Genomic DNA, 12,731 nt, shown 5'->3' with positions numbered 1-12,731 from the left:
ATTCTCCTGTTAGTGGGCGACGGCGGCTGCGCCGTGTTCGTCGATCAGGGCGCCGTTGTGGAAACGGTCGATGGAAAACGGTGCGGCCAGGGGATGCATTTCACCTTTGGCCAGGCTGGCGGCAAACACGTTGCCCGAGCCCGGAGTGGCCTTGAAGCCGCCCGTGCCCCAACCGCAGTTGAAGAACAGGTTGGGTACCGGCGTTTTGGAGATGATCGGGCAGGCGTCTGGCGTGGTGTCGACGATGCCGCCCCATTGACGGTTCATGCGCACGCGGGACAACACCGGGAACATCTCGACAATCGCTTGAACAGTGTGCTCGATCACCGGGTACGAACCGCGCTGGCCGTAGCCGTTGTAGCCGTCGATGCCGGCGCCGATCACCAGGTCGCCCTTGTCGGACTGGCTGATATAGCCGTGCACAGCGTTGGACATGATCACGCTGTCGATAATCGGTTTGATCGGCTCCGACACCAGCGCTTGCAGCGGGTGCGATTCGATGGGCAGGCGGAACCCCGCCTGACGCGCCATGTGCCCGGAGTTACCGGCCGTCACCACACCGACGCGCTTGGCGCCGATAAAGCCTTTGCTGGTTTCAACGCCGATGCATACACCGTTTTCCTTGCGAAAGCCCAGCACTTCGGTTTGCTGGATCAGGTCGACACCCAGCGCGTCCGCTGCCCGGGCAAAGCCCCAGGCCACGGCATCGTGGCGAGCAACGCCGCCACGGCGCTGTACGGTAGCGCCCATCACCGGATAACGGGTGTTTTTGGAGCAGTCCAGGTACGGAATTTCGTCCGCAACTTGCTGGGCATTCAGCAGCTCGCCGTCCACGCCATTGAGGCGGTTGGCGCTGACCCGGCGTTCCGAGTCACGAATGTCTTGCAGGGTATGGCACAGGTTGTACACGCCGCGCTGCGAGAACATGACGTTGTAGTTCAGGTCCTGGGACAGGCCCTCCCACAGTTTCATCGCGTGCTCGTACAGATGCGCCGACTCGTCCCACAGGTAGTTGGAGCGCACGATGGTGGTGTTGCGCGCCGTATTACCGCCGCCCAGCCAGCCTTTTTCGACCACCGCCACATTGGTGATGCCGTGCTCCTTTGCCAGGTAGTAGGCCGTCGCCAGCCCGTGCCCACCGCCGCCAACGATGACCACGTCGTAGACCTTTTTCGGGATCGGCGTGCGCCACATCTTCTGCCAGTTTTCGTGGTGGCTGAGGGAGTGTTTGAAGAGGCCGAAGCCTGAATACCGTTGCATAGGATTTACTCCAAAACCGCTCTCAGCGATAAACCGGGAAGTCTTTGCACAGCGAAGTCACCTGGCGGGCAACGTCAGCTTCGATGTCGGCATCGCCGAGATGATCGAGGATGTCGCAGATCCAGCCAGCCAGCTCCGTGCATTGCGCCACTTTGAAGCCGCGCGAGGTCACCGCCGGGGTGCCGATCCGCAGGCCGGATGTGACGAAAGGTGATTGCGGATCGTTAGGCACAGCGTTTTTGTTGACGGTGATATGGGCACGACCCAATGCAGCATCGGCGTCTTTGCCGGTTAGGCCCTGGCGGATCAGGCTGACCAGGAACAGGTGATTGTCGGTACCGCCCGAGACCACGTCGTAGCCGCGCTTGATAAACACCTCAGCCATGGCCTGGGCGTTGTCGAGCACTTGTTGCTGGTAGGTTTTGAAGCCCGGCTCCAGGGCCTCCTTGAAGCACACCGCCTTGGCTGCAATCACGTGCATCAGCGGGCCGCCCTGACCACCTGGGAACACAGCCGAGTTGAGCTTTTTCTCCAGCGCTTCGTTGGCCTTGGCCAGAATCAGGCCGCCACGCGGGCCGCGCAGGGTTTTGTGCGTGGTGGTGGTGACCACATCGGCATACGGCAGCGGGTTCGGGTACAGACCGGCAGCCACCAGGCCAGCGACGTGGGCCATGTCGACAAACAGGTAGGCGCCGACTTTGTCAGCGATTTGGCGAAAACGCGGGAAATCGAGGATTTGCGAGTAAGCCGAGAACCCGGCGATGATCATTTTTGGCTGATGCTCAACGGCCAAACGCTCAACTTCGTCGTAATCAATGGTGCCGGTCGCGGTGTCGATGCCGTACTGCACGGCGTTGTAGAGCTTGCCCGAGAAGCTGACACTGGCGCCGTGGGTCAAGTGGCCGCCATGGGCCAGGCTCATGCCCAGCACGGTGTCGCCTGCGTTGAGCAAGGCCAGGTAGACCGCGGCATTGGCCTGGCTGCCGGAGTGCGGCTGCACGTTGGCGTAATCGGCACCGAACAGTTGCTTGGCGCGATCGATGGCCAGTTGCTCAACTTTATCCACATGCTCGCAGCCGCCGTAATAGCGCTTGCCCGGGTAGCCTTCAGCATATTTGTTGGTCAGACCGCTGCCCTGAGCCTCCATGACGCGCTGGCTGGTGTAGTTCTCGGAGGCGATCAGCTCGATGTGATCTTCCTGACGCTGATCTTCGGCATTCATGGCCGCTAACAAGACGTCGTCGTAACCCTGAATCTGATCCTGCTTGCTGAACATTGCGTTCTCCCAGCGCCAGCGCGCCTTTGGTCTCGGTGAGGCGTGTGCCAGATGGCATGCCCTTTGAGCCAGATGGTAGGGCTGGAACGGGGGAAACAAATGCCTACGGACGCCACGCAATGGTGCGTTTACGACATGGCGCCTTTAGCCGCAGCAGAAGGCTGCGATAACGCTCACACGACGCCCTGTAAAAGCCCCGCCCACTGCGAGGTCGCTCGCAACCTGGAGCAGCGGCTACAAGTGTCGTGTCGTTTGTGGACTATTATTTTGTAGGGTGTTTCCGCACCTAAAGCCGTGTCTGTGCACCCGGAAGATTCTTGGATAAAGTGCACAGCATTCTTCAACCATGGAACCGGGAAATGACTGACAAGAGCCAACAATTCGCCAGCGACAACTACTCCGGTATCTGCCCTGAAGTCTGGAGCGCCATGGAACAGGCCAACGTCGGCCACCAACGCGCTTATGGCGAGGACGAGTGGACGCTGCGCGCCGCCAACGACTTCCGCAAACTGTTCGAAGCCGACTGCGAGGTGTACTTCGCCTTCAACGGCACCGCCGCCAACTCCCTGGCGCTGTCGTCGCTGTGCCAGAGCTTCCACAGCGTGATCTGCTCGGAAACCGCCCACGTCGAAACCGATGAATGCGGCGCCCCGGAGTTCTTCTCCAACGGCTCGAAACTGCTGACCGCCCGCTCGGTAAACGGCAAGCTGACGCCCGATTCGATCCGCGAAATCGCCCTCAAACGCAAAGACATCCACTACCCGAAACCCCGTGTGGTAACCATTACCCAGGCCACTGAAGTGGGCAGCGTGTACCGTCCGGAAGAAATCCGGGCCATCAGCGCCACCTGCAAGGAGCTGGGCCTGAACCTGCACATGGACGGCGCGCGCTTTTCCAATGCCTGCGCCTACCTGGGCTGCTCGCCGGCGGACCTGACCTGGAAGGCCGGTGTCGACGTGCTGTGCTTTGGCGGTACGAAAAACGGTATGGCGGTGGGTGAAGCGATTCTGTTCTTCAACCATGACCTGGCCGTGGACTTTGACTACCGCTGCAAGCAGGCTGGGCAACTGGCTTCAAAAATGCGCTTTTTGTCTGCGCCTTGGGTGGGCTTGCTGGAAAACGACGCCTGGCTCAAGCACGCACGCCACGCGAACCATTGCGCCCAGTTGCTGAGCCAATTGGTGAGTGACATTCCGGGGGTTGAGCTGATGTTTCCGGTGGAGGCCAACGGTGTGTTTCTGCAGCTTTCGGAGCCGGCAGTGACCGCCTTGACAGCCAGGGGCTGGCGCTTCTACACCTTTATCGGCGACGGCGGCGCGCGCTTCATGTGCTCGTGGGACACCGCTGAGGCACGGGTTCGGGAATTGGCCGCGGATATTCGCGAAGTCATGGCGGGGTAAAAACAGCAGCGGCTACGGATTATCCGTAGCCGTTACCGAGTAGAACGAGACGAGGTCCGGCACTGGATCTTGATCCACCTGCCCTTCGGAGGCCGAATCCTGCGACTGCTTCGCAGCCGGACGCGGCCTCGCTCCGCTCGACCGCTGCTACGATTGTCCGAGCGTTCGTTCAATCACATCGACCGTGGCGCTGACTTGCTCTTGATAACGGTCGAGTTCCTGTTTGTGACGCTGCTTGAGTTCAATCTGTTGCGAGCACAGATTCAACGCAGCCAGCACCAGCAATTTGTCCCCGATCAAGCTCGGGTACTTTCTTTTCGTATCGGCCAAGGCAACGTTCAACATCACCGATGCCGCCACCAGGGTTTTCTGCTCCCCTTCAGGCGCCTTGATCGAATAGTCGTTGCCCAGAATCGAGACGACTTTTATTCCGTCTCTGTCCGCGTTCATGCGTTGACAGGGCTCACGCTCGCGCGCTCAACCAGGGCTTGAATGCGGGCAGCAGTAGCGCCTTGCTTCTCTTCGTGTTCCATCAGGCTCAGTTGCAGGCTTTCATTTTCGTCTTTGGCCTGGGCCAGCTCAGCGTTCAGCGCAGTGTTGGCGTCCAACAGCTCTTGCTTTTGTTGAACCAGGTCGCTGACCAGTTGTTCCAGTTTGCTAAGGGATGATTCCATCATGGTGGTGATCTCAAGCAGTTTCAGAGGGCGCGTACGATAAAGAAAAGTCGGCAGCTAAGCTAGCGCCGACCTTGCTTTCAGACCCCTAAAGACTGTGGTTTCGGTGCTTTGTTCCCGAACACCGCACAGGCCCGCCCCTGCTGTTTTTAGAATTCGATACGCACATCGCCCTTGGGCACACTGCAGCACGAGAGAATATAGCCTTCAGCCACGTCTTCATCGGTGATGCCGCCGTTGTGCTCCATGTCGACTTCGCCGCCCAGTTTCAGCACCTTGCAGGTGCCGCAAATGCCCATGCCGCAAGCTTTGGGGATGAGCAAGCCGAGTTTGGCGGCGGCCGCATGTACGGTTTCGGCCGGGCCCACGCGGATACTCTTGCCCGACGCGGTGAACTCCACCTGGTTCAAGTCCGCGGCATCCAGCTCCGGCGCGTCGGCCGCCTGCTCGGCTTGCTCCACGGCATCAGCCCGAGCTTCGGGTGGCGTCGCCCCGAAAGACTCTTCATGGTAGCGGCTCATGTCAAACCCGCAGCCTTCCAACAGGCGCTTGACGGCGCTCATGTAGGGCGTCGGCCCGCAACAAAACACTTCGCGTTCCAGGAAGTCCGGGGCCATCAATTCCAGCATCTTGTGATTCAGATAACCGCGATAGCCGGCCCACGGCTCGCCCAACCCGTGTTTTTCACAAATCAGGTGCAGGCTGAAGTTATCGATACGCGACGCCATATGCTCCAGCTCGCGGTGATAAATGATGTCTTTGGGCGAGCGGGCGCTGTGGATAAACACCATGTCGACATTGGCATTGGTGTCGTAAAACCAGCGCGCCATGGACATGACCGGGGTAATCCCGACGCCGCCGCTGAGGTACAGCACTTTGGGGCTAGGCGCATCAATGGCGTTGAACAACCCGACCGGGCCGTGAACCGCCAGCTCCTGCCCTTCGTGCAGGGTGTCGTGCAGCCAGTTGGACACGCGTCCGCCCGGAACACGCTTGATCGTCACCGAAAAACTGTAGGGCACTGATGGCGAGCTGGAGATGGTGTACGAGCGCATCACCGGAGAACCTTCAATTTCCAGCTCCAGGGTCACGAATTGCCCGGGTTTGAAAAAGAACAGGATCGGCTGGTCCGCCATAAAACAGAAGGTGCGCACATCCCAGGTTTCCTGAATGACTTTGACGCATCGCACGATGTGTCGGCCATTAGCCCAGGTCTGGGTGGTTACCGGATTCAGAAAGGTGTTGGACATGCGCTTCTCCACGGCCGACTGTTGGCCTCTTGGTGGCGATTTTGCGCATGCCCCGGGCCGACCACTTATCTATCCGCGACATTCACATACTTATGGCAACCAGCCCCTGAAAACAGGGGCTCACGCGTCGGAATCAGATGGGGCCATGTCGCCCATGGATATGGCCCCGGCTTGCGACGAACGCACACTCAGCGCCATTCACCTGCAGTAATTATTTTGCCTTGCGTCGCACCCTGATCAGCCACTTTTAGGCCACACACGATGGCCATGAGGATTACAACGATGGACGTCACTACAACCCTGAGCCTGGGCGATCCACTGGAACCTGCACGCAAGGCTACGGCCGAGATGCTGCAAACCCGCGAGCGGACCTTTTCCCTGCCGCAGCCGTTTTATAACGACGAGCGCCTGTTTGAGATCGACATGCAGGAGATCTTTCATAAGGAATGGCTAATCGCAGGCATGACCTGCGAAATCCCGACCAAGGGCAACTTCCTGACCCTGCAGGTGGGCAAAAACCCGATCATCGTGATTCGCGGGGCCGAAGGCCAGGTTCATGCCTTTCATAACGTGTGCCGACATCGCGGTTCGCGGCTGTGCACCACTGAAAAGGGCAAGGTGGCCAAGCTGGTGTGTCATTACCACCAGTGGACCTACGAGCTGGACGGGCGCCTGCTGTTTGCCGGTACCGAGATGGGCCCCGACTTCGATATGAAGCAATACGGCCTTAAACCGGTGAACGTCAAAACGGCGGGGGGGTACATTTTTATCAGCCTGGCCGAGAACCCGCCGGCCATCGACGAATTCCTCGCCACCCTCGATCACTACATGGAACCCTATGACATGGAAAACACCAAGGTGGCGATCCAGACCACCCTGGTAGAGAAGGCCAACTGGAAGCTGGTACTTGAAAACAACCGCGAGTGCTACCACTGCAACGCGTCCCACCCTGAACTGCTGAAAACCCTGCTGGAATGGGACGACGTCACCGACCCCCGCGCCGATCAGGCATTCAAGGATCACGTGGCCGCCTCGGCTGCCGCCTGGGACGCCGAGAAAATCCCTTATGCCCACGCCAGCTTCGGCCTGCGCAACCGTATCGTGCGCATGCCGCTGCTCAAGGGCACGGTATCGATGACCCTGGATGGCAAACAAGGCTGTGCAAAACTGATGGGGCGGATCAAAAACCCGGACCTGGGCTCGATGCGCATCCTGCACTTGCCGCATTCATGGAACCACTGCATGGGCGATCACATCATCGTGTTTACGGTGTGGCCCATCAGCGCCCAGGAAACTGTGGTCACCACCAAATGGCTGGTGCACAAGGATGCGGTGGAAGGTGTGGATTACGACGTGGAGCGCATGCGCGACGTCTGGGACGCCACCAACAATCAGGATCGCCGGCTGGCCGAAGAGAACCAGCGCGGCATCAACTCCACCGCGTACCAGCCAGGGCCGTACTCCCAGACCTATGAATTTGGTGTGGTCAACTTTGTGGACTGGTACAGCGAACGCCTGCTAAGCAATCTCGGGGCGGAGCCTGCTGCGTACCTCAAAGGGGTAGAGGCTCAGTAAACACTGAGCCAGATGGCTCAGCCCAGCGTGCAGAGCATCAAGTACGCCTCACCCGTTACGCGTATCAACGGGTGGGGCGTGACCTGACAGGTTTTGACAATTTCAAAGCCGTGACGCTCATAGAAGCGGCGTGCCCCGGTGTTCGCCTCATAGTCGATCAGGCTCAAGCCCGTCAGCTCCAGCTCACTGCAACGCTCCCGGGCGTGCTGCAGGAATTTCGCCCCCAGCCCCAGGTTTCGCCAGCCCTCGTGCAATGCCAGGCTTGAGATATAAAGCGTGTCGGCAACTTCCATGTCGGCATAGGGCGCCAGCACCGGATCGGTCACAGGCTCGGCCTCCGGGTCGTCACGCATGACGAAGCTGTGCATCATGCCGATCACCCGGCCTTCAGCCTCGGCAATCAGGCAGTTTTCATACGAGAAGATCACGCCTTCGCGTGCATAGCGCATTTCGCCGACATCCAGCAGCGTCTGTCCCGGTTGCGCGATCAGGCTCCAGATATAGTCGGCGCAGCCCTCAGACGATATTTGAAACAGGCGAGCGATTTCACGCGCATCGTTGCGCACAGCCGGACGAAATAAAACGGTCATTCACTTTACTCCACAAGGCATTGGGCGCTCTTTTTAGCCCAGCCTCCTCAAGGGCGACAACTCGCAGGCATACCACCTGTATATCAAGATGTTGCCAGCCACTGATCGTTTTTTGATCAAAGCTCTGCACCCCAGATAACCAAAGGGCCACAGCCCTCCGCTAACATCTTGTCCACAGGCACACCCACAGCAATTGTGGGGAAGTGGACAAGTTATCCCGGAAAGTGCAATTGATCGTTTTTTGTACAACACACTGTAAGCCACGTTTCACGTGGCTTGTAGCCAGCCGCGAACACCTTATCCACATACCCACCAACAGAGAATGTGCGCAACTTATGCACTGCCCGAGCGCGCTGTGGAAAACCTCCTAAAGTGCCGATTATTCAGGGGTTTCAGGTTCTGGCAGTGGATAACGTGTTGAATTGATCGTTTTTTGACCAGAAGCCCGTAAGCCACGGTTTGTATGGTTCTTAGCCGACAGCAAACAACTTATCCACATAAGCGCTAACAGACTTTGTGGGCAAGTGTCAGCGTACGACGCCTTCTTCAATCAGCAGCTTCAAAATAGCCTGCGCGCCCTCTTCGGCACTCACCCCTTTCAGAACCTGACCCGATCCGCCCGCAGCCTTGGCTGTCGCGGCTTTCATCCGATCGGCACCGCTTTTGGCCTTGATCACTTTCAAACGCTTGGGCCGGGGTTTGGCCGGTTGCAGAAGCCCCGTTGTGGATAAGTCATCTGCGACCACCTCCACATCATCCACTTCGAGCGTCCCTCGCGTGGCCGGGCCGTAAGCGCTTTGACGCGCCTTGGGTGCAGCGTTATCCACAGTGACCATGAACGGCAAACGCACCTTGAGCCGCCGCCGCTGACCACGAGGCAGGGCCTGGAGCACCAGCGCCACGTCATTGTGGATAGATTCGATTTGCGCGACCCCCACCAGCAACGGCCAGCCCAACTGTTCGGCCAGCAAGTACGGGAGCATGCCCGACCCTTCGCCGGTTTCGGCCTGACTGCCTGTCAGCACCAGTTGCACGCCCGTCTCACGGATGTAATCGCGCAACACCGGCACCGCATCCGCGTCGCTCGGCTGTTCCAGAACGTGCAGGGTATCCAGGCCCATGCCCAGGTAAGCCCGCAATGCGGGTTCATGGGGATTGCCCGCATGCAGCACGTGCAAGTCATCCCCGGCCAGTTGCAGGCCCAGCTCGACCGCGCGGGCGTCGTGCTCTGCGCGACGGGCACGGCCTGAAGCCGGGTGAGCGCCGATGGATACCAGGGCAACAGTGGCAATGGTCATGTGTCTCTCTCCAAATCAAAAGCCCCTCACCCTGGCCCTCTCCCTCTGAGAGGGGGGAGTGACCTGAGTGATTGCCGGAGCAACGGCCGACCGATAAATCGCGTCGGCTTTAACCATTGAATGCAACAGGAACCGGCGCTCTCTCCCGCGGGGATAGCCCGGGTGCCAGGGTGTCCTGACGCCAGTTATCCACAGCCGTAATCAGCGCTTCGAGCACGGCGGTACCATCGCCGATCACCGAAAGATCCGCGCGTTTGATCATGTCGCACGCCGGATCCACGTTGATGGCCACCACCTTGTCGCAAGCGCCAATCCCTTGCAGGTGCTGAATCGCGCCACTGATACCGACCGCGACATAGACGCGTGCCGTGACCCAGATGCCGCTGGCGCCCACCTGCCGGTCGCGGGCCATGAAGCCGTCATCCACAGCCACCCGCGAGGCCCCTTCCGTGGCGCCCAACGCTGCCGTAGCCCTGTGGAAAAGTGCCCAGTCCTTGATGCCGTTGCCACCGCTGACGATGAACTCTGCTTCAGCCATGGGGATCGCTGAAGGATCAACCTCCACCGCTCCCAGGTCCTCGATACGTGGTAAACACCTCGGGACGTCTGTGGATAATTCCACCACCCGGGCTTCATGGCGGGTATCGCTGACCGGCTCGGCACATTCAACCGCCGCCAGAATCACTTTGGTGACCGGCTGCGCCAAATCTTGCAATCCGGCACCGGCGCGGCCGATGCAGGTCCCATCCTTGACCTGCCATACCCGCGTCGCAGGCCGCTGGCCCTGGCTCGCCGCAAAGCGGCGGCCCAATTCCCCACCGCCATAGCGGCTGTCAGGCAACAGCCAATGCTTGGGTGCAAACTGGTTATCCACAGCCCGCAAGCCGTGGACCCGCTGCTCCGGTGCATAACCCTCAAAGGCCTCCCCTTGCAGAATCAATAAACGGTCGACACCTGCCGTGGCGAAGGCGGTTTCTTTTGGCTCGCCAAAGACCACCGCCAGCACCGCTCCGTCGGTGCCCGCCAACTGATGGGCCAACCCCAACAGATCGCGGTCGTGACTGCTCAAGCGACCGCCGACCATGTCCGGCACGACGCCGATATAGAACGCGGGCGCCAGCACCTCATGCAGCGGCAATTGCACGTGAGCGGCAACCGAGCGTTTGCTGGTGCCTCCCTGTTGCGCGCCGCTGCGGTCTATCCGCTTGATGCCGTTAGGGCCGATAAAGCCCACGCCGTGCACATTTTTGCGCAGTACACCGTTGGGCCCCATCCAGCTCTGCTGGCTCGGTTGCATCGCCGCGTGCAACGGGTGCAGGCGGTTGCGAGCGATCCACTCGGCCCGCGGATCGCGGCGAATAATGTCACTCATGCTGTCACCTCCGGGATGACGCGCCGCGCGGGTTTCGCGGGGGCTGCGTCTTCAATCAGGGCATCGGCCACCAGTTCGGCAATGTCTTTGATCAAGGGCCGGGGTTCGACCACACCTTCGAGCATGGCGGTGCATTGCGGACACCCGACCGCGACACGCTCGGCACCCGTTTCGCGAATATCCTCCATGCGCATATCGGGGATCCGCTGCTTTCCAGGAATATCGGTAATCGGCGCGCCACCGCCACCGCCGCAGCACCGGGAACGGAATCCGGAACGCTGCATCTCTTTCACGTCGATACCCAATGCTCGCAATACCGCGCGTGGGGCCTCGTATTCACCGTTGTAGCGGCCCAGGTAGCACGGATCGTGATAGGTCACGCTACCGCCTGTGTCGGGGCTCAGATTCAACTCACCTGCGCTGATCAGTTCGGCCATATAAGTGCTGTGATGTTGCACCTGATAGTCGCCGCCCAGTGCGCCATATTCGTTTTTCAGGACGTGGAAACTGTGCGGGTCGCAGGTGACGATGCGGCCGAAACTGTACTGCGCCAGGGTCTGGATATTGCGCCGGGCCAAGGCTTGAAAGGTCGCTTCGTCGCCCAGACGTCGGGCCACGTCGCCGCTGTCACGCTCTTCGAGGCCAAGCACGGCAAAGTTGACCTTGGCCGCTTTCAGCACTTTGACGAAGGCGCGCAGGGTGCGCTGGTTACGCATGTCGAAAGCGCCATCACCGACCCAGAACAGCACGTCCACCGAAGGCTTGTCGCGCATCAGGTCAAGGTTCAGATCCGCCGCCCAGTTCATCCGCCCGCCCGGGGCGAAACCGCCGGGGTTGTCGGTCGCGATCAGGTTGTCCAGCACCTGGGCGCCGTTGTTCGGTGTGGCGCCTTTTTCCAGGGTCAGAAAGCGTCGCATGTCGACGATAGCGTCCACGTGCTCGATCATCATCGGGCATTCTTCGACACAGGCCCGGCAAGTGGTGCAGGACCAGAGCGTATCGGCGTCGACCAGCCCGTTAACGATGGGTTGATGCGGGTTGCCGCCATGTTCGCCAATCGGTTTGCCCGGATACGGGCTGCCCGCAAAGTGCGCATCGGTACCGCCCGCGAGGCCGACCACCATGTCCTGGATCAGCTTTTTCGGGTTCAGTGGCTGCCCGGCGGCGAAGGCCGGGCAAGCGGCTTCGCACTTGCCGCATTGCACGCACGCATCGAAACCCAGCAGTTGATTCCAGGTAAAGTCCTTGGGCTTTTCCACCCCCAACGGAGCCGTACGATCATTCAGGTCCAGGGCTTTCAAACCCGTCGAACGTCCCCCGCCAAAGCGCTCGGCACGCCGGTGCCAGGCCAGATGCAGCGCCCCGGCAAAGGCGTGTTTCATCGGGCCGCCCCAGGTCATGCCGAAGAACAGTTCCGATACGCCCCACAACACGCCAACGCTCAATACCGCCGCCAGCATCCAGCCACCAAACCCTTCAGGCAGCACACCCGCCACCGGCAAGGTGAGGATGAAAAAGCTCACGGCGAACGCCATCAGGCTTTTTGGCAGGCGCATCCACGGCCCTTTGGACAAGCGGCTTGGCGGATTCAAACGCCGCTTGAACACAAACAGCGCACCGACAAACATCAACGCCGTGGCAAATAACAAGGCGTAGCCCAGGATGCGGCTCTGCAAACCCAGGCCGTGAACCAGCACCGCCAGCACCGCTGCCAGCACAAAACCCCCGGCCGTGGCGACGTGGGTGTTGGCCATGTATTTGTCGCGGGCCACCACGTGGTGCAGGTCGACCATATAGCGCTTGGGCATGGCCAGCAGGCCACCCAATAAATCAACCTTGGCCGGGCGGCCACGACGCCACATCGCCATCCGCCGCAGGGCGCCAATGACGGCGAGCCCAAGGGCGGTGAACAACAGGACGGGAAGAACGATATTGAGCATGATGAAGCTCCCAAAAACCAGAGGCACGCAACCTGTAGCCATTGCTGCAGGCTGCGATAAGGTCCGAAAGACCTTCGCCTTTAAAACACGACCGCT

11 protein-coding genes are annotated in these 12,731 nt (G+C 60.1%); 2 read left to right on the top strand and 9 right to left on the bottom strand.

All coding sequences use genetic code 11. The features are described from left to right. Positions 1-9 precede the first annotated feature (9 nt). Together DQN55_RS01950 and glyA are read right to left on the bottom strand one after the other, a co-directional pair. The gene (locus DQN55_RS01950) at positions 10-1,260 is read right to left on the bottom strand and encodes a sarcosine oxidase subunit beta (protein ID WP_048380847.1); all 1,251 of its coding nucleotides are present in this window, start codon (positions 1,258-1,260) and stop codon (positions 10-12) included. A 22-nt stretch (positions 1,261-1,282) separates the two neighbouring features. After that, positions 1,283-2,536: a serine hydroxymethyltransferase gene (gene glyA, locus DQN55_RS01945; RefSeq protein ID WP_048380849.1), complete on the bottom strand. Its 1,254-nt coding sequence runs from the start codon at positions 2,534-2,536 to the stop codon at positions 1,283-1,285. Between the two features lie 359 nt (positions 2,537-2,895). Between glyA and DQN55_RS01940 the strand changes: the two genes are divergently transcribed. Beyond that, positions 2,896-3,936, top strand: a complete 1,041-nt coding sequence (locus DQN55_RS01940) for a threonine aldolase family protein (RefSeq protein ID WP_048380851.1) — start codon at positions 2,896-2,898, stop codon at positions 3,934-3,936. A 147-nt stretch (positions 3,937-4,083) separates the two neighbouring features. Here the strand turns inward: DQN55_RS01940 and DQN55_RS01935 are convergent, their stop codons facing one another. The 3 genes from DQN55_RS01935 to gbcB all read right to left on the bottom strand — a co-directional run bounded on the left by DQN55_RS01935 (position 4,084) and on the right by gbcB (position 5,860). Continuing rightward, positions 4,084-4,386 (bottom strand): cell division protein ZapA, encoded by a 303-nt coding sequence (locus DQN55_RS01935; protein ID WP_048380853.1) that lies wholly within the window; start codon positions 4,384-4,386, stop codon positions 4,084-4,086. Beyond that, positions 4,383-4,613 carry a hypothetical protein gene (locus DQN55_RS01930; protein WP_048380855.1) on the bottom strand — a complete coding sequence of 77 codons (231 nt, stop codon included), beginning with the start codon at positions 4,611-4,613 and terminating at the stop codon, positions 4,383-4,385. Before DQN55_RS01930 ends, DQN55_RS01935 begins: the two co-directional genes overlap by 4 nt. 146 nt (positions 4,614-4,759) lie before the next feature. Next, positions 4,760-5,860 (bottom strand): glycine-betaine demethylase subunit GbcB, encoded by a 1,101-nt coding sequence (gbcB, locus tag DQN55_RS01925; protein ID WP_048380858.1) that lies wholly within the window; start codon positions 5,858-5,860, stop codon positions 4,760-4,762. A gap of 282 nt (positions 5,861-6,142) precedes the next feature. On the opposite strand from gbcB, the gene gbcA reads away from it, so the two are divergent. Next, positions 6,143-7,435 carry a glycine-betaine demethylase subunit GbcA gene (gene gbcA, locus DQN55_RS01920; RefSeq protein ID WP_048380860.1) on the top strand — a complete coding sequence of 431 codons (1,293 nt, stop codon included), beginning with the start codon at positions 6,143-6,145 and terminating at the stop codon, positions 7,433-7,435. 17 nt (positions 7,436-7,452) lie between these two features. On the opposite strand, the gene DQN55_RS01915 is transcribed toward gbcA, so the two are convergent. The 4 genes from DQN55_RS01915 to dgcB form a co-directional block, all read right to left on the bottom strand. Then, on the bottom strand, positions 7,453-8,025 hold the full coding sequence (locus DQN55_RS01915; protein ID WP_048380861.1) for a GNAT family N-acetyltransferase: 573 nt from the start codon (positions 8,023-8,025) through the stop codon (positions 7,453-7,455). A 527-nt stretch (positions 8,026-8,552) separates the two neighbouring features. After that, on the bottom strand, positions 8,553-9,323 hold the full coding sequence (gene etfB, locus DQN55_RS01910; RefSeq protein ID WP_048380864.1) for an electron transfer flavoprotein subunit beta: 771 nt from the start codon (positions 9,321-9,323) through the stop codon (positions 8,553-8,555). Between the two features lie 109 nt (positions 9,324-9,432). Next, positions 9,433-10,695 (bottom strand): electron transfer flavoprotein subunit alpha, encoded by a 1,263-nt coding sequence (etfA, locus tag DQN55_RS01905; protein WP_082150738.1) that lies wholly within the window; start codon positions 10,693-10,695, stop codon positions 9,433-9,435. Beyond that, a complete protein-coding gene (gene dgcB / locus DQN55_RS01900) occupies positions 10,692-12,635 on the bottom strand; it encodes a dimethylglycine demethylation protein DgcB (protein ID WP_048380866.1) in 1,944 nt (647 codons plus the stop codon). Before dgcB ends, etfA begins: the two co-directional genes overlap by 4 nt. Positions 12,636-12,731: the final 96 nt, after the last annotated feature.

The sequence above is a fragment of the Pseudomonas taetrolens genome (assembly GCF_900475285.1).
In the GTDB taxonomy this organism is placed as follows: Bacteria; Pseudomonadota; Gammaproteobacteria; order Pseudomonadales; family Pseudomonadaceae; genus Aquipseudomonas; species Aquipseudomonas taetrolens.
This window is presented reverse-complemented; position numbering and strand designations above follow the sequence as displayed.